Genomic DNA, 17516 nt, shown 5'->3' with positions numbered 1-17516 from the left:
GTCAGGCACCCGCCGCCCCGGGTCCGTCCGGCACGGCAATGGCCAGGATCCTGAGCAGGTGGCTGTCGGGGCCGACCTCGAACGTCCGCATCCAGACCGCCGGGTCGCGCAGTTCCGCCGGCGCCCCGGCCGCGACGACGGTGCGGTTGAGCAGGATCAACCGGTCGCAGCGGTGCACGGCCGCGGCCAGGTCGTGGGTCGCCATGAGCACGGCCCGCTCCCGCGCGAGGGCGCCGAACAGCGTGCTGAGCAGTTCCTGCGCGGGCATGTCGAGTCCGGTGAAGGGCTCGTCGAGGAGCAGGACCGGCGGGTCCACCGCCAGGGCGCGGGCCACGAGCACCCGCTGGCGCTGCCCGCCGGACAGCTCGCCGATCGGGCGCCGGCGCAGGTCGGCGAGGCGGACCTGGTCGAGCGCCTGCCAGACGGCCCGCCAGTGCCGCACGCCGGGCCGGCGGAACAGGCCGACCCGGCGGACCAGACCACTCATCACCGCCTCCTGCACGGAGACCGGGAACGACCAGGCGAACTCGTGGCGCTGCGGCACGTACCCGGCCGTGGTGCCGGCACGACGCACGGGCAGGCCGGCGATCCGCACCCGACCGGTCTTCAGCGGCAGCAGTCCGAGTGCGGCACGCAGCAGCGTGGTCTTGCCGGCGCCGTTCGGGCCGACCAGCCCGACCAGTTCGCCCTTGTCGACCCGCAGGCTGGCCGCGCGCAGTGCGGCGCGACGGCCCAGGTCCACGCTGACCGACTCCAGTTCCAGAGCCGGCGTCATCGGGTCGCCCCATGCTCGCGCTCGGCACGCCGCCGTGCCGCCATCCCCCGCAGGCCGAGGGCCACGACCAGCACCACGACCACGGCACCGCCGGCGGCACCGACGAGCAGGGGTACGGGAGAACCGTCGTCGGTGTCCCGCGGGTCGTGCGCTGCCGGGCGGGCGGGCGCCGGTCCGCTGGCCACCGGCGCGGTGAACGCCGCCGCGAGCGCCCGGTCGGGCGCGGTGGCGTCGCCCACGGCGAATCGCAGCACGGCGTCGCCGCTGACGGTGGAGCCGTCCGCGAGGTCGGCCGAGAGCGTGACGGCGAGCAGATAGATCCCGGGTTCACCGAAGACCCAGTTCGCGTGCGTGTGCGTGTTGGTCTCGACCCAGATCGGCTGCGGGTACGCCCCGGCTGAGTCCCACAGCACCTGGGGTGCGCCGAGGTTGCCGGACTGCAGGTGGACGGTGAGGCGGCCGGGTCCCTGGACGCCGCGCAGGCTCAGCGTGACGCCGCGGTCGATCGCCGCCAGCACCCCGGGGTCCTGCGTGTTCCAGCCGATCCAGACAACGTCGGGCTGCTGGGTCTGTGGGACCACGTACACGCCGGTGCCCGGCTGCGCGCCGAGAAAGTCGTACGCCGGGTCGTCGGGCACCTGTTGCCGGGCGCTGTCGCGGACCCGCAGCACGGTCGCGGTGGGCTGCCGCCAGACCGCCGGCAGCACCGAGTCGTCGTGGATCTGGACGGTCCAGTTCCCGTCCCGGTACCGCGGGCCGATGTCGACGTGACCGGATGCCAGGACGGCGTTCCCCTCGGCCTGCGGCTGGTTCGCCTCCAGCGTCTGCGCCAGCCCGTCCGCGGGCGCCGGCGGGCTGCCAGGGCCCACGGCCGCGGGCGGGCTGCCAGGGCCCACGGCCACGGGCGGGCTGCCAGGGCCCGCGGCCACGGGCGGTGCCGGGGAAAGAGTCAACACGGCCGCGATCACGGCCAGGGTCGTCAGGCGCCGCCGTGACGATTGTGGTGTGGGCACGTTCGCCGTCCTCAGCTCAGGCATTTCTTCAGCGAGTCCGCGTTGAAGCGCATCATCGCCAGGTAGGTGGTGACGCGGCCGTCGAAGGCGTCGCCGTAGATGTCGCAGACGGCCACATGCTGCTCCCGGGCGACCTCCACGAGCGTGGCGGAGCGGGAGCGCAGGTTCGGTTCGAGAAAGACCGCCCTGATCCGCAGCGTGCGCAGCGTCTCGGTGAGTCTGTGCCGGTCGGCCAGGCTGGGCTCGACGGCGGGGTTGGGGGTGACGAACCCGGCGACCGGGATCCCGTACGCGTGGGACAGGTAGGCGAAGGCGTCGTGCGTCGTGACCAGTTGCCGGTTCGCCGCCGGAATCGACGCGATTCTCGTCCGCACGTAGTCGTCCAGGTCGTCGAGTTCCCGCAGGTACCGCTCGGTGTTCGCGCGGTAGGCCGCCGTGCCGGCGGGGTCGACCCCGATCAGCGTGTCGCGGATCAGTTCGACGTACGCCTGGGCGTTGCCGACGTCCTGCCACAGGTGGGGTCGATCTCGCCGTGGATGTGCCGGCCGAGGACCGCCTGCGGCAGTTGGTGGATCCGCTGGCCCGGCCGGCCCAGGAAGCGGAATGCCGGGCCGGCGGGGATCTCCTGGAGCGCCTTGGCCGGCACCTCGATGACGGTGCGGTCCGGGTCGTAGCGTTCCTGCCGGACGTCGCCGCCGCCGCTCGGGTCCGCGTACAGGTACACCTGTGCGGTGTCGATGTCGACGGAGATGTCCGTGTGCCCGTCGCGCAGCACCGTCGGCTCGTCGATGCCGGTCGACGTGTGCGGGTCCACCCCGACGGCGAAGGTGAAGGTCCGCTCGCCGAGCGGGACCGGCCTGCTGTCGTCGCTGACGGCCAGTGCCGCCCGCAACGTCAGCCGGTAGACACCGGGGGCGGTGAACGCCCAGCTCATGTGGGTGTGGGCGGCCGGCGGCAGGACGGCGGTGTCATCCCGGAACCCGTTCGCGGCGTCGAACCCGTCGCCGGAGTCGAAGTAGATCTCGGGCTGGCCGAACGACTCGGTCAGGTAGGCCACCAGCCGGCCGGGTCCGTCGAGCGCGGTCGCGGACAGCCGGATGTCGGAGGACCGGTCGACGCCGTACGCCTGGCCGGCGCCACGCGCGCGCAGCCCGAGCCAGATGGTGTCCAGCGAGACGTCCTCCACCAGCGGGATGATCTCGGCCGCGTACCTGGTGGCGCCCTCGGCGAGGGAGATGTTCGGTACGCCGCGGGGCAGGTTGGCGTCCAGGGCCCTGATGACGTTCTGCGCCTCCAGCAGCAGATAGTTGCTGAACGCCAGGTCGGCGTAGACGATGTTGCGCACGTCGCGCAGGGTCGGTTCGTAGACGTGGGTGTCGGCGTTGTCCGGCACTATCGGGTCGACCACGACCCGGTCGCCGCCGACGTTGCGGACCAGGTCGGCCAGGATCCCGGTGGTGGTGACCACCTGGACCCGGTGCCCGTCGCGGTCGAAGGTCGGCGGCGCCGAGCACGCCGTCGTGGCGGTCGCCGCCACGACGGCGGCCACCGCGCCGGCCAGTCGCTGCCTCACCTCTCCGTTTCCTCCTGCCACGGGTACGGTTGGCGGTCGTCGCGGGTCCGCTCCAATTGGCGTGGAGCGGACCCGCGACCCTCGGGTCGGCCCGTCAGGGCAGGACGGTGAAGGTGAACGCCTGGACGCCGCTGCTGATCGTGGCTCCGGTGGACGCGAGCCTTCCGGTCACCTCGAAGCTGACCGTGTAGGTGCCGGGGGCCGTGAAGCCCCAGTTGGCGTGCGCGTGGGTGTTGCGGGCCACGGTCCGGGTGTCGGGCAGCCCGTCGCTGCTGTCGTACAGCCGGGTGGGCGTGCCGCCGGACACGGTGTAGACGCTGAACGTTCCCGGCCCGCTCACTCCGGTGAGCTTGACCGTGACGGAGTTCAGTTGCAGCACCCCGCTGGGGACGTCCAGGGTGTTCCACCCCGCGTACAGCAGGCCGGCGGTGTTGGACTGCGGCAGCACCCAGGCGGTGCCGCCCGCCGGGCCGAGGAACGACCAGGCCGAGCCGCTCGGCACGATGACCTTCGCGGCGGCGGGCACCTGGAGGACGACGTCGGCGGGAGCACGCTGGACATCGGTCGACCCGGTCCCGTCCAGGACGGCGAGCGTGAGCGCGCCGCTGGCGTAGTCGATGTCGAGAACGTCGACGTGCCCGCTGGTCAGGGTGACCGGGGCGGCCTGCGCCGGAGCGGCGACCGCGCCGGTGACGGCCGTCGCGAGCAGAACCGCCACGGTCGCGACGCGGCCGGCGCGACGGCCGGTCAGCGCGGCCCTCACGGCTGCACCACGAAGGTGTACGTGACCCGCTCGGAGGTCACCGTCTCGCCGGTGTCCGCCAGGGTCGCGGTCGCCTCGACCGTGACGCAGTAACGGCCGGCCCTCTGGAACGCCCAGTTCGCGTGCTGGTGCAGCCCGGCGGTCAGCGGCGCCGCGTCGGGCAGGCCGTCCCCGCTGTCGAACAGGACATGCGGCGCGCCGACCGCGTCCTCGGTGTAGCTGGCCACGTGGCCGGGACCGTGTACCTGGACGACGTTGACGGTGACCGAGTCATCGACGAAGACCCCGGATTCGAGTTCCTCGGTGGAGAAGCCGGCCCAGAGCAGGTCCTCGTTCTGGATCTCCGGCAGGATCCACACCGGCGAGCCGGCCGCGCCGAGGAACCCGAATTCCGGGGCCGCCGGAACGGTGGTCTTCGCCGCCCTCTTCACCAGGAAGACGACCTCGGACGGTTCGCGCTCGACGCCGGGCTCGACGGTCTCGTCGTGCACGCCGATCTCGAGTTCGCCGTCCTCGTACTCGACGTCCACGACGTCGACGTGGCCGGCGCTGAGCACGACCGGGACGGCGGCGGCCTGTGCCGGCACGGCCGTGCCGAGCAGTGCCGCGGCCAGCGCACCGCCGCCGATCATCAGGCGGATGGGTTTACGCACGTACGTTCCTCCTCGAACATCCACCGTCCCTTTTGGACGACGGGAGCTAGATGGTAACGGTTTTCATCTTCTTTAGGAAGGCGTTCCGGGCTTCGGACTCCGGCGGCGCGTCACGATCAGCACCAGCGCTCCCGCGGCGAGCAGCAGGACGCCGACGCCCGCGGCGGCCAGCACGTTGGCCCCGGTCCTGGCCAGGCCGCCGCCCGCCGACGCGCCACCCGCGGCCGCGTCGTCGTCCGACCCGAACCCGGCCTGCGCGTCGGTGGCGTCCCCGACCGCGACGGACAGCGTCCTGGTGTCGCTCACCGGCGTGCCCGCGATGGTCGTGCCGGTCATCTCGACCGCCAGTTGGTAGTGGCCGGCCCTCGTGAAGGCCCAGTTGCCGTGCGCGTGCGTGTTCGGTGGGATGCTCACCTGCTGCGGCAGCGACTTCGCCGAGTCGAACAGCACCTCCGGCGTGCCGAAGGAGCCGGTGAGGAAGAGCTTGAACTCCCCCGGTCCGGTGACGCCCTTGAGTCGCCAGGTGACGTTTCCCCTGGTTCCGTTCACCACCGACTCGTGCTGGGTGTTCCAGCCGGGCCAGACGATGCCCGACTGCTGCGACTGCGGAAGCAGGTAGACCGTCGAGCCCGCCGCGCCCAGGAACGCGTACCCGGCTCCGGACGGTACGGCGACCTTGGCCTTGTCGGTCACCTTGAGCACCACGTCGGCCAGTTCCCGCCAGGTCGCGGGGGAGGTCGAGTCGTCCTTGAGCCGCACCCGCCAGGCACCGCCGTCGAGTTGTGGCCCCATGTCGACGTGGCCCGCGCTGATGACCGTGCGGGCACCGGCGGCCGGGGTCCCCGTTTGCACGGCCAGAGCCCGCGCGCCGGCCGGCGACGTCGCGGGCGCCGTGCCCGGCGCTGTCGCCGCGACCACCGGCTCGCCCGGCGCCAGCGCCGGGACCTCGACGAGATAGCTGGCCTCGTCGTGGAGCGTTCCTCCGGCGGGTGCGGACGCGGTGACCCGGAAGGTAAGCCGGTACTCGCCCGGCGCGTCGAACGTCCAGGCCAGCCCGCCCAGCCGCCGTCCGACCGGCAGTCGGGTCGTCGTCGCGCCGTCGCTGTCGAGCAGGATCGTCGGCCGCCCCCACGGCGACAGCGTGTAGGCCGCGAACGAGCCGGGTCCCCGCACCCCGGCCAGGTCGAGCGTGACGACGTCGCCGCGCACGGTTCCGGGACGTACGCCGGTGGTGTCGAGCGCGGGGAACCCGGGGCCACCCGCGGACAGCGACCACACGGCCGTGCCGGGCGCGCCCAGAAAGGCGAAGTCGGGGTCGGCGGGCACACGGGCCGTCAGGCCGCCGGCCGGACCGAGCCGGACCGAGCCGGGCTCCCGGCCCGCGGCGTCCGGAGCCTCGCCGGCTTCCCGCAACCGCAACGAGAGCCGGCCTGGCCCGGCCGTGACCACGATGAGGTCGGCGCCGTCGGCGGTGACCCTCGGCGGCGGTGCGGGTGCCGCCGACGCCGGTGCGGGTGCCGCCGACGCGAGCAGCGCCGCCCCCGCGAGTGCCATGATCCTGGTGGGTCGCATGATGTCCTCTCGGCGGTGTCGCCAGACGGTCAGGAAACGGTGGCCCGGTCGCGGCCGCGGCGTCCGGCGTCGCGCGGGGCGGCAGCCGGCCGGCGACGACGCCGGCGGCCGGCGAGCCAGCCGGCGACCAGTGCGGCGAGCACGAGCAGCAGCACCACCTGCGGCCAGGGCACGAGCCAGGAGGCCGTCCGCCAGGTACCACCCGCGGGCAAGCCGACGGCGTCGCCATCCACCGCGGCCGGGTTGGCCTCGACCGTCGTCCATGCCCGCAGGAGCGGGATGACCTCCGCGGCGGTGGTGCGGGTCCGCAGTTCGCCGCCCGGCAGGATCTCCGGTATCGCGGTCGCCGCACCGCGCCGGGATCCGAGCCCGAAGAGGGTGTGCACCCGCGCGGAGGGCCGGGCGGAGAGCCGGACGTTGCCGGTGTTGCGAACCGTGAACTCGGTGCTGATCGTGGGCAGTCGCAGCGGGTTCCAGGAGGGGACACGACGACCCGGGCGTCGACGACGCTGAGTTCGGGCCGCAGTGCGCCGGTCACCCGCAGGTAGATCCGGGTGCCGACCCGGTGATCGACGGCGACCCGGTTGCCGTCGGCCGCGGTGACCTCCGAGACCAGCGACGCCACGACACCACCGACGTGGTCGCCGGGGGTGGCGTCGTCCGGAACGGCGATCGTGACCGGTACGACGATCTGGCTGGTCGACGGGACGACGATGGTCGAGCGGTCGAGGCGTACCCACGAGCCGACGTCGGTCGGCCGGGCGTCGCCGGCCCGCAGGGCGAAGGCGCCGCCGGCGGCGGTGAACGCGTCGCTCGCCGCGAGACGCAACGTCAGCGGGCGCTTCGAGTGGTTGGTGACCGCGACGTGGTCGGTGAGGGTGGCCCCGGGGTCGAGCTTGTAGGTCAGGGCCGGGCGGCCGTTCGGACCCTTCGGCCCGGCCGGTGCGACGGACCAGGTCAGCGCGTCACCGCTGACCGCCCGCGGTGGGGGCGCAGCGGCCCCGGCCACGGCGGCCGGCGAGGCGAGAACGGCCAGGGCGAGAAGCAGTCGGGTGAGCATGAAGGCATCCGATCCGGGTACGGCGGCCGGCGGGGTCCGGGACGACGCGCCGTCGCGTCGTCCCGGACCCCGCCGGTCAGATCGCCGTGAGGGTGAGGGTGCCGACGTAGGTGCCGGCGGGGGTGTCGGTGGGAACGCTGAGCCGGAGCCCGGCGTCGAGCCGGGCGGTGCCCAGCCCGGCCCCGGCCGGCGCGGTGCCGAGCACGGCGTTGCCCCCGAGCCCGGTGCCGGCCTGACCGACCTCGTAGGGCTCCGCGACGGGACCCGCCACCACCCCCTGCTGCGCCGCCTGGGAGATGACCGTCGGGGTCCAGCCGAGGTAGCTGCCGCTGAACGACGTACCGTCGTCCGTGCGGAATCCGTCCGTCACCTGTCCGGTCGCGCTCCAGCCGGGCCGGGCCGACCGGGTGTCGGTGACCGTCACCGGCCGCAACTGCCCGACGCTCTCCCAGCGGTCGCCGGTCGCGGACAGCGCCGCGGGCGGCAGCACCACCGCGCGGTCCTGCGGGTCCACACTGATCACCAGTGCCCCGCCGGATCCGTTGATGGACGCGGTGATCGACTTGGTCGTGCCGCTGCCCTCCGGCGGGAAGGCCACCCAGAGCGCGACCGGCTCGCTGGTCGCCACGACCGTGTCGCCGTCGTACAGCTTGACCAGGTACTCGCTGCCGTTGAGCGCACGCGTCGCGGTGAAGGCGTACGCCGCCCCGGTCTCCCCCTCGACGGGAGTGAAGTCGGTGTCGTCCGGCCGTTTGCTGAACCACTGGTACGAGGTCAGCTCTCCCTGGGGCGTCTGGACGGCCTGGAGGGTGACCTGGTCGCCGGGCTGGTACTCCCCGTCCGACATCCCGGAGACGGCGAGGCCGGGCGCGGTCCCGCCGTCCCCGTCGAGGTCGCCGACCACGAAGTGGTAGTCCACCGGACCGGTGCTGCGCGTCTGCCCGTCGGCGAGGGTCGCGTCCGCCTGGAACGTCAGGGTGTAGCTGCCGGTCGCGCCGAACACCCAGCTGGCGTGCGCGTGCGTGTGCACCGGCACGGACAACGCGTCCGGCAGGCCGTCGGAGCTGCGGAACCTGACGTTCGGCGTGCCGAGTGAGTCGGTGTCGAACACGGTCACGTCGCCCGGTCCGTCGACCCCGACAAGACTGATCGTGACCCGGTCCTCGGCGAAGACGCCGGAGGTCAACCCGGTGGTGTTCCACCCCGGCCAGAGCAGCGCCGGGTCCTGCACCTGCGGCAGCAGCCAGACCTGGGTCCCCGGGTCGCCGAGGAACGCGAACGCCGGCAAATCGGGCACCGCGGTCTCGGCGGCCGGGAGCACCTGGAACGTCACGTCCGCGGGATCCCGGGTCACCGACGGGCTGACGGTGTCGTCGTGTACGCGCAGGCGCAGCGCACCGTCCTCGTAGTGCACGTCGACGGCATCGGTGTGGCCCTTGGCCAGGACCACCTGGTCGGCCGCCCGGGCGGGCGAACCGACCAGGAGCATCCCGGCGGCCAGCGCGGCGCAGCCGAGCGCCGCGGCCGGCGGCCGGGCTCTGGCAAGCCTCATGAGGATTCCTTTCGCAGCCCTAATGAAAACAGTTCTCGTTTTCGACAACGGGATGCTAGCACCGCCGCCGCCCGCTGGCCAGCCGCGACGCGACGACCCCGACCGACGCCGCGGACACCAGCTTTACAATGAAAACCGTTTCCAACAAGATGGGGCCGTCGTCACCGGCCCGCAACCACGAGGAACCCCATGACCGTCCCCAAGCGAGGCACGTCCCGCGCCGACACCCGACACCGGCGTGCCCGGCGGAAGGCGGGCGTACCGGCGAAGCTGCCGGTCACCGTGCTCTCCGGCTTCCTCGGCGCCGGCAAGACGACCCTGCTCAACCACCTTCTCGCCAACCGGGAAGGGCTGCGGGTCGCCGTCATCGTCAACGACATGAGCGACATCAACATCGACGCCGCCCTCGTACGCGCCGACGGCGGCCTCTCCCGCACCGAGGAACGCCTGGTCGAGATGACCAACGGCTGCATCTGCTGCACTCTCCGCGACGACCTGCTGGAGGAGGTCGCCCGGCTGGCCCGGCAGGGCCGGTTCGACTACCTGATCATCGAGTCCAGTGGCATCTCCGAACCGATGCCGGTGGCCGCCACCTTCGCGTTCGGCATCGGCGAGGACGACCGCGTCCTCGCCGACCTGGCCGATCTGGACACCATGGTCACGGTCGTCGACGCCCCGCACCTGATCGCCCGGATCAACGCCGGCGACAGCCTCGCCGAACGCGGCCTGTCCGCCTACGAGGGCGACGAACGCACGATCGCCGACCTGCTGATCGACCAGCTCGAGTTCGCCGACGTCGTCGTGATCAACAAGACCGACCTGGTCACCGCCGACGAACTGGCCCGGGTGGCGGCGCTGGTCACCCGGCTCAACCCGGGCGCGCGGCAGATCCGCTCCGTTCGCGGCCGGGTCCGCCCCGCCGACCTGCTGCACACCGGACGCTTCGACCTAGCGGCCGCCGAAACCGCGCCCGGGTGGGTGGCCGAACTCAACGGCGAGCACATCCCGGAGACCGTCGAGTACGGCATCAGCAGCCTGCTGTTCCGCGCCCCCGAACCGTTCCACCCTCAGCGCCTGTGGCACCTGCTCGAAACGGCGGTCGACCGGTACGGGGTGCTGCGCTCCAAGGGATTCCTGTGGCTCGCCAGCCGCCCGGACATGATGGCCCTGTGGTCACAGGCCGGCCCGAACGGGCAGTGCGACCCGGTCGGCGTACCCGTGGCCGTCTCCGGTGAATGGCCCGACGACCCGCAGGAACAGGCCGAGCTGCGAGGCCGCTGGGATCCCACCTTCGGCGACCGCCGCCAGGAACTCGTCTTCGTCGGTGTCGATCTGCCCGCCGAGGAGCTACGAGCCGGCCTGCGGAAGTGCCTGCTCACACCGGACGAACTCGCCGCCGGTGCGGACCGGTGGCACCTGCTGCCCGACCCGTTCCCGCAGTGGCAGTTCGACGAGCCGGCCCACCGGCACTGACCGGCGACATCGAGAAGGCGGCCACCGGCTGTTATTCTGCCCCGGGCGTGGGGCGCGCCCAGGACATGAGAACGGATCGGAATGCTGGACAAACGCTTCATCCGAGAAAACCCCGACAAGGTGAAGGAAGCCGTTCGCCTCAAGGGGCTCACGTTGAGCGTCGACGAAATCATCGAACTCGACGAGGCGGGTCGCAAGCTCCAGCACGAACTCAACGGCGGTCTGGCCCGTAAGAAGGCGCTCGCGAAGGAGTTTCCCCGGGCCGACGAGCAGCGCCGGGAGACGCTGCGGGCCGAGAGCGGCGAGCTGGACGTCCGGCTCAAGGACCTGCGCACGGCGGTCGAGGAGACCAGGGCCAAGCTGCACGAACTGCTCCTGCTGGTGCCCAACATCCCGGCCGGCGACGCGCCGGTCGGCCCGGACGAGTCGGCGAACGTGGTCATCCGGACCTGGGGCCGCAAGCCGGAGTTCGACTTCGCGCCGCTGGACCACGTGGACCTGGCCGAGCGGCGGGGCTGGGCCGAGTTCGCGCGCGCCCGCACCGCCGCCGGCGAACGCGCCTACGCGCTCAAGGGCGACCTCGTCATGCTGGAACGCGCGCTGCACTCCTACGCCCTGGACCTGCTGACCTCGCGGGACTTCACGCCCATCTCGGTGCCCGCGCTGGTCCGGGAGGAGTCGCTGGTCGGCAGCGGCATGTTCCCCAAGGGCCGCGAGGAGACCTACGAGCTGCCCGCCGACGGCATGTTCCTCGCCGGAACCGCAGAGGTGGCGCTGGTCGGCCTGCACTCCGGCGAGATCCTCGACCGCAGGGCCCTGCCGCTGCGCTACGCGGGCATCTCGCCCTGCTTCCGGCGGGAGATCGGCAGCGCCGGCCGCGACGTGCGCGGGCTGTTGCGCGTCCACCAGTTCGAGAAGGTCGAGCAGTTCGTCATCTGCGAGGCCGACGCCGAGGAGTCGGCGCGCTGGCACGCCACCCTGCTGGAGTGCGCCGAGCGGGTGCTTCAGGACCTGGACCTCTACTACGAGGTCGTGGAGTGCGCCACCGGGGACATGGGGCTGGGCAAGTACCGGATGAACGACATCAACACCTGGTTCCCGTCGCTCGGCTTCGCCCGGGAGACGCACAGCTGTTCCACGCTGCACGACTGGCAGGCGCGCCGGGCGAACCTGCGCTACCGCGACAGCGACGGCACCGTCCGGTTCGCCCACACCCTGAACAACACCGCGGTGGCGACGCCCCGGCTGCTGGCGGCCCTCATCGAGAACCACCAGCGGGCCGACGCCCGGGTACGGGTCCCCGAGGTGCTCCGCCCCTACCTGGGCGGTCGCGACCTGCTGTGAGGTGTTGGCCGGCCTCGCCCGGAGCGGGCCGAGGCCACCCCTGCCGGCTCAGGCCAGGTAGCCGGCGGCCAGCCGGGTGAGCTGCCGGGCTGCCAGGGTCAGCTCGGCCAGCGGGACGTACTCGTCCGGCGCGTGGGCCTGGCGCAGGCTGCCCGGCCCGTAGACGATGGCCGGCGTACCCGCCCCGGCGAAGTAGCGGGCGTCGGTGCCGCCGAGGAACGGCATCGTCGCGACCGGCTGGTCGGTCTCCCGCTGCACCGCGCGGAACCGTTCGGCCAGTGGGTGCCCGGCCTCGACGAAGTGGGACGGGCGGCCGCCGCCCTGATACGGGCGGACCGCGATGGACGCCCCGACGGACCGGCGGACCGTGACGGCCGCCTCCTCGTAGAGGGCGAAGACGTCGTCGAGCCGCACGCCGGGCAGCACCCGGATGTCGCACCGCAGCCGGCATTCGCCGGGCATCGTCCCCGGATGGCCGGGCAGCGCGAAGTATCCGACGTTGAGTCGGGGATGCCCGGGGAACTCGGCGGCGGTGCCCAGACCAGCCACCAGCCGGTCCACCTCGGCCACGTACGCGCTCGCGGCCCGGAAGGCGTCCAGTCCCTCACCGGGGGTGCCGGCGTGCGCCGCCCGCCCGGTCACCTCGATCTCCGCCCAGGCCAGGCCGAGCTGGGCCAGCGACGGCAGGCACCCGGTCGGCTCGGCCACCACCGCGGCGTCGGCGTCGAGAAGACCCAGCGCCAGCAGGTGTTCGGCGCCCAGGCGGCTGCCGTCCTCCTCGTCGGCGACGGCCTGCACGACGAGTTCGCCCCGCCAGTGCTGGTCGGCGGCCAGCGCGCACGCGGCCACCAGCTGTGCCGCCAGCCCGCCCTTGGTGTCGCAGGCGCCCAGCCCGTAGAGCCGGCCGTCGACCTCGGTGGCCCGGAACGCGTCGTGGGTCCACCGGTCCACCGCCCCCGCCGCCACGGCGGGTTTGGTGTCCGCGTGCGCCTGCAGGATCAGCCGCCGGCCCGGTCCGCGCGACAGCGTGCCGACCACGTTCGGGCGGTCCGGTTGCGCCGCGTGCCACCGCACGGCGAAACCCGCCGCGGTCAGCACCTCGTCGACCAGGCCGGCCACCGGGGTCTCCCGGCCGGGCGGGTTCTGGCTGTCCAACGCGATCAACCGTCGGCACAGGTCCACCACGTCCGGGACGCTGTCGGTCACGCTCGGCTCCTTCGCTCGGGCACCAGGAACGATGCCAGGTGGATGGTGTTGCGGTACCGCGGCAGCGACCGGGCGTCCCAGGTCACCAGGGTCCGGCCGGCGAGCCAGTCGCGCTGCGCCGCGACCAGCCGGCCGAGCGTCGCCAGCGCCGGCCGGGCCGGCAGCACCGGGGCGCCGGCCGCGGCGTGTTCCGCCGGCAGGCCCGCGAGCCGGCCCGGCCAGCCGACGCCGGGCACGCCGTGCTCGCGCACCGCGTCGCCGGGTACGTCCCGCGGCGGGGCCAGGTCGAACCAGTCGTACGCGGGCAGCACCCGCCAGCCCGGCGGCCACGGCAGGTCCCGCAGCCGGCCCAGCGACAGGTCGAGGGTCAGCACGGTCGCCGGGCCGCCCGGGTACCGGCCGAGCCGACGCAGCACGTCGTCCACGGCACGCTCGTGTTCGTCGTACCGGCCGACGTCGCGCAGCAGGCCGGCGGAGCGTTCCAGGGCGTGCACCAGGTCCGCGCCGGTCGATCCGGGCGCCGGGCCGCCGAGCCGCCGGTCCAGCTCGGCGACCAGGGACGGCGCCGCGCGGCGCAGCAGGAGACCGGGTACCGGCAGGACCGGGTCGGACCCGTCGCCGCGCTGACGCGTGCCGGCCGGAACCGGACGGTGGCCGGACCCGTCGCCGGGCCGCAGGTCGCCCGTCCGCGGGTCGCCGGGCCGCGGGTCGCCGGGCCGCGGGTCGCCCGGCCGCAGGTCGCGGGCGGCCTCGACGGCGAGCGCCGCGCCCGGATCCCGGGCCAGCAGTTCCCGCAACGCCGCCGCGTCCGGGCCGGAGTGCGCCGAGGGTGGCGTGCGCAGGGCGTGCCGGTGCAGCGACACGGCGGTGGCCACCCGTACCCCGGTGGGGCACGGGTCGTGGCAGGCGCCGCACTCGATGCAGCCGGCGAGATGATCCCGGGCCACCGGGTCGCGGTCGAGGTTGAGGTCGGCCAGCCGGAGCAGGTGCACCCGTCCCCGCGGGGAGTCGCCCTCGGCCCGGGTCTCGGCGAACGTCGGGCACGAGGCCAGACACAGCCCGCAGCTGGTGCACCTGTCGGTTTCGGCGCGTACGTCCTCCAGCCCGCTCACCGGGCCGCCTCGAACACCGCGGCGACTCCCGCGCACAGCGCCGCGGTTGCGGCCCGCTCCGATCCGGTCGCCGGACCGGGGCGCACCGCCGCCGACCACGTCCGTCCGTGTCCCGCCGAGGCGTACGCGTCGACCAGCGTGCCGACCGGCGGACCGCCGGCCTGCCACGGCGTGCCGTCGGTGCAGCCGATCCCGGACCGGTCCGGCCGCCGCAGCCAGCGCATCGGCAGGTCGTCCCAGCGGCCGTGGTCACCGGTCCGCCAGTCCACCTCGGGATGCTCGGCGCGCAGCCGCCGCAGGTGCCGGTCCAGCCGGCCGCCCCGCAGTTCGAGCCGGCCACAGACGGTGGCGGTCCCGGCGCCGACCAGCATGCCCAGGTACGCCAGCGGCAGCCCCGCCCGGTGCACCCGGCGTACCAGCCGGACGGCGTCCGGGACCGGGACCGGTTGCGACCAGACCGGCCGGGAGTCGCTGGGCCGGGGCGTCAGCCTCAGCCGCAGCCCGCGCAGCCCGCCCAGCCGCCCCCGCCCGCCGTACACCAGCTTGCGCAGTTCGTAGCCGGCGACGTCCTTGGTCACGGTGCCGCCGAGGGCCAGGCCGCCGACCCGCACGCCGAGGATCAGGTCGCGCGGTGCGATGGGGTGCGGCTCGCGCAGTCCGGGGCGGCCGGCGTCGACCGCGTCGAGCACCGGGTCGCCGTCGTGGCCGCCGAGCGGCTCGTAGCACAGCTCGTAGGGCGTGCCGGCCAGCAGCGCGGCGACCTGCGCGAAGGTGGTGCCCGGGTCGTCGACTTCGAGGTACGCGTCGACGAGGTTGACCCTGATCGGGGCGGCCGGGCGCCGGTCGGCGGCCGGCGACGGCGCCGTGGATGGCGGCAGCACCGGTGCTGGCGACGGCGGGGGCGCCGTGGATGGCGACGGCGGGGGCGGTTCGGGCGGCAGCAGCTTGCCCGGGTTGCTCAGCCCGTCCGGGTCGAACACCCGGCGGATCCCGTGCATGGCGCGCAGCACCTCGGGAGCGAAGAACTCCGGCATCAGCTCCCGTTTCTCCAGCCCGACGCCGTGCTCGCCGGTCAGCGCGCCGCCCATGGCGGCGCAGCCGAGCAGGATCCGGCGGGAGAAGTCCCGCAGCCGCTGCTCGTGGTCGGCTCGGTTCGGGTCGTAGAACGGGGTCGGGTGCACGTTGCCGTCGCCGGCGTGGAACGTGTTCAGCACCGGCAGGTCGAACTCCCGCGCGGACTCGCGGATCAGCGCCATCAGGTCGGCCAGCCGGCTGCGCGGCGCCGTGGCGTCGAACAGGTAGTAGCGGGGCCGTCCGGTGGCCGCGACCATCCGGCGGACCTTGTCCCGGACCAGTTCCGCCCGGCGGCGCAGGAACTCGGCCACCTCCAGCACCTGAGCGTCGCCGCCGTTGCCGGTGACCGCGGCGACCAGCGCGCCGGCCTGCTCCTCGACCTCCTCGCGATGCCCGGCCAGGCCGACGAAGAGCAGCGACGGATCGGCGAAGTCCGACCGTCCGGGCACGTACCCGCCGGTCAGCATGTCCATGGCCGAGGGCAGCAGCCCCAGGTCGAACGCCCGGGTGACGGTGGCCAGCGCCGGCTCCTGCCGGTCGAAGGTGGCCAGCACCACGCGCTCCCACTCCGGGGTGCGCACCAGGCGCAGGGTCATCGCGGCCACGACGCCGAGGGTGCCCTCCGCGCCGACCAGCAGCGAGCGCAGGTCCAGCCCCCCGCCGGCCGGCTGCCGGTCGTCCAGTACCGCGATGGTGCCGTCCGGCCGGATCAGGTCGAGGGACCGGACGTAGTTGGCGGTCTGGCCGCCGCCGAGGGCGTGCGGGCCGCCGGCGTTCTCGGCGACGTTTCCCCCAGGGTGCAGACCTGGTACGAGGAGGGGTCGGGAACGTACCGCCAGCCCATCTCGGCGGCGCGCCGGTGCACCGTGGCCAGCAGCACCCCCGGCTCGCAGCGGATCCAGCCCTGCTCGGCGTCGGTGGCCAGGATGCGGTCGAGCCCGGCGGTGAGGATCACCATCCCGCCGCGGGCCGGCAGCGCTCCCCCGCTGTATCCGGTGCCGGCGCCGCGGGGCACGAACGGCACCCCGGTCGCGTAGGCGGCGGCCACCAGCGCGCACAACTCGTCCCGGTCCCCCGGGGCGACCACCAGGTCGGCCAGGCCGTGTTCCATCGAGGCGTCGTAGGAGTGCAGCAGCCGGGTGGCCGGGTCGGACCGCACCCCGGCCGGGCCGACGATCTCGACGGCGCGGCGGCGTAGGTCGGCCAGCCGGGCCGGCATCGGCGGATCGGACACGTCAGCCGCCGGCGCGCGCCGGCACCACCGGGCCGCCGGTACGCAGGGCCGTCATCGCCGCCTCGCAGGTGCTCATCACGGCCAGTACGTCCGCCAGCGGCACCCGCGGTGACGGGACGCCGGCCGCCGCGCAGTCGGTGAAGTGCTGCAACTCGGCGACCAGCGCGCCCTGCCGCTGGTCGGCGTAGCGCGGCCAGAAGAACAGCTCGGGCGAGACGGCGGCCCGCTCCGACCATTCCTGCAGGACCGGTTCGCTGCGCAGGGTGTAACTCGCCCCGGCCGCGTGCACGACCGCGTCGAAGACGAATCCGTACGGGCACGACGCGGCCAGGTGCCAGGAGTTCTGGATCACCGCGCGCAGCCCGCCGTCCCACTCCAGGACCAGGTCGACGCAGTCCGGGTGTTCCCGGCCGAGGAAGTACGAGCCGTAGGCGCTGACCCGCTCGGGTGCCCGACCCGCCAGCCACACCGACAGGTCGATGTCGTGCACGGACGCGTTCAGCACCGGGTGCGCCCGGCCGTAGACGTCGTGCGCGCGGGTCTGGAAGTGCCGGGACAGCGACATGTGCCGCAACGGCTGCCCGCGTACCAGTTCGGCCAGGGCGACGTGCCGGGGGTCGAACCGCAGCACCTGCCCGGCGTAGATGTGCCGGCCCTGCCGCGCCGCCGTCGCGGCCAGTTCGACCGCGGCGTCCAGGCCGGTCGCCAGCGGCTTCTCCACCACCACGTCGACGCCGGCGGCCAGGGCGGCGCGTACGCAGGCCGCGTGCTCCTCCTCGGTGACCACCACGTCGAGCAGGTCGATGCCCTGGTGCAGCAGGTCCGACAGCGAGGTGCAGCGGCGCACCTGCGGCCCGATCGCCGGCCGCGCCGACCCTCCGGCGTCGGCGTGGAACCCGCTCTGCGCCGCCTCCTGCGCAACCTCGAACACGGCCGGGTCGCGATCGCAGACCCCGACCACGGCGGCGCCGCGCACCGCGGCCCAGGCGTCCAGATGGATCCGGCCGAACCAGCCCAGGCCGACCACGCCGACCCGCAGCGGGCCGCCGGCGCTCACCGCGCGGGCCGTCCGGCCCGCGCTCACCGCGTCCCCCGGACGGCCGGCGCGGCGA

General features: G+C 74.0%; 14 protein-coding genes and 2 pseudogenes. 2 read left to right on the top strand and 14 right to left on the bottom strand.

The window, feature by feature from the left end; all coding sequences use genetic code 11:
• Position 1 precedes the first annotated feature (1 nt).
• From CIK06_RS12280 to CIK06_RS12245, 9 genes and pseudogenes are all read right to left on the bottom strand, one after another.
• Positions 2-775: an anchored repeat-type ABC transporter ATP-binding subunit gene (locus CIK06_RS12280; protein WP_095564937.1), complete on the bottom strand. Its 774-nt coding sequence runs from the start codon at positions 773-775 to the stop codon at positions 2-4.
• Entirely contained in the window at positions 772-1644 is an 873-nt protein-coding gene (locus tag CIK06_RS12275; protein ID WP_232534177.1) for a TIGR03773 family transporter-associated surface protein, read from the bottom strand. Before CIK06_RS12275 ends, CIK06_RS12280 begins: the two co-directional genes overlap by 4 nt.
• A 155-nt stretch (positions 1645-1799) precedes the next feature.
• A pseudogene (locus CIK06_RS32400) lies at positions 1800-3361 on the bottom strand (anchored repeat ABC transporter, substrate-binding protein).
• Between the two features lie 94 nt (positions 3362-3455).
• Entirely contained in the window at positions 3456-4124 is a 669-nt protein-coding gene (locus tag CIK06_RS12265) for a choice-of-anchor M domain-containing protein (RefSeq protein ID WP_369916136.1), read from the bottom strand.
• Positions 4121-4777: a choice-of-anchor M domain-containing protein gene (locus CIK06_RS12260; protein ID WP_095564935.1), complete on the bottom strand. Its 657-nt coding sequence runs from the start codon at positions 4775-4777 to the stop codon at positions 4121-4123. The genes CIK06_RS12265 and CIK06_RS12260 overlap by 4 nt, the downstream gene beginning before the upstream one ends.
• 72 nt (positions 4778-4849) lie before the next feature.
• Positions 4850-6349 carry a TIGR03773 family transporter-associated surface protein gene (locus CIK06_RS12255; protein WP_095564934.1) on the bottom strand — a complete coding sequence of 500 codons (1500 nt, stop codon included), beginning with the start codon at positions 6347-6349 and terminating at the stop codon, positions 4850-4852.
• 29 nt (positions 6350-6378) lie between these two features.
• Positions 6379-6735, bottom strand: coding sequence for a hypothetical protein (locus CIK06_RS30925; protein ID WP_232534176.1), 357 nt, complete (start codon positions 6733-6735; stop codon positions 6379-6381).
• 299 nt (positions 6736-7034) lie between these two features.
• Positions 7035-7409 (bottom strand): annotated as a pseudogene (locus CIK06_RS30920) (DUF916 domain-containing protein); the annotation flags it as partial.
• Between the two features lie 76 nt (positions 7410-7485).
• Positions 7486-8961 (bottom strand): choice-of-anchor M domain-containing protein, encoded by a 1476-nt coding sequence (locus tag CIK06_RS12245; RefSeq protein ID WP_095564933.1) that lies wholly within the window; start codon positions 8959-8961, stop codon positions 7486-7488.
• A gap of 189 nt (positions 8962-9150) precedes the next feature.
• Here CIK06_RS12245 and CIK06_RS12240 point away from each other — a divergent pair, with 189 nt between their 5' ends.
• Positions 9151-10434 carry a GTP-binding protein gene (locus tag CIK06_RS12240; protein ID WP_095564932.1) on the top strand — a complete coding sequence of 428 codons (1284 nt, stop codon included), beginning with the start codon at positions 9151-9153 and terminating at the stop codon, positions 10432-10434.
• A gap of 81 nt (positions 10435-10515) precedes the next feature.
• On the top strand, positions 10516-11778 hold the full coding sequence (gene serS, locus CIK06_RS12235) for a serine--tRNA ligase (RefSeq protein WP_095564931.1): 1263 nt from the start codon (positions 10516-10518) through the stop codon (positions 11776-11778).
• A gap of 48 nt (positions 11779-11826) precedes the next feature.
• On the opposite strand, the gene CIK06_RS29320 is transcribed toward serS, so the two are convergent.
• From CIK06_RS29320 to CIK06_RS12210, 5 genes are all read right to left on the bottom strand, one after another.
• Positions 11827-12984 (bottom strand): M20 family metallopeptidase, encoded by a 1158-nt coding sequence (locus CIK06_RS29320; protein WP_157756725.1) that lies wholly within the window; start codon positions 12982-12984, stop codon positions 11827-11829.
• Positions 12981-14096, bottom strand: coding sequence for a (Fe-S)-binding protein (locus CIK06_RS29970; protein ID WP_198348215.1), 1116 nt, complete (start codon positions 14094-14096; stop codon positions 12981-12983). The genes CIK06_RS29320 and CIK06_RS29970 overlap by 4 nt, the downstream gene beginning before the upstream one ends.
• On the bottom strand, positions 14093-15766 hold the full coding sequence (locus CIK06_RS12220) for an FAD-linked oxidase C-terminal domain-containing protein (protein WP_232534293.1): 1674 nt from the start codon (positions 15764-15766) through the stop codon (positions 14093-14095). The genes CIK06_RS29970 and CIK06_RS12220 overlap by 4 nt, the downstream gene beginning before the upstream one ends.
• A 113-nt stretch (positions 15767-15879) precedes the next feature.
• A complete protein-coding gene (locus CIK06_RS12215) occupies positions 15880-16404 on the bottom strand; it encodes an FAD-binding oxidoreductase (RefSeq protein ID WP_095564928.1) in 525 nt (174 codons plus the stop codon).
• A 1-nt stretch (position 16405) separates the two neighbouring features.
• Positions 16406-17488 (bottom strand): Gfo/Idh/MocA family protein, encoded by a 1083-nt coding sequence (locus CIK06_RS12210; protein ID WP_157756724.1) that lies wholly within the window; start codon positions 17486-17488, stop codon positions 16406-16408.
• Between the last annotated feature and the right edge of the window lie 28 nt (positions 17489-17516).

It is taken from the genome of Plantactinospora sp. KBS50, assembly GCF_002285795.1.
In the GTDB taxonomy this organism is placed as follows: domain Bacteria; phylum Actinomycetota; class Actinomycetes; order Mycobacteriales; family Micromonosporaceae; genus KBS50.
The sequence above is the reverse complement of the archived record's forward strand: the minus strand, read 5'-3'. Positions and strand labels throughout refer to the sequence as shown.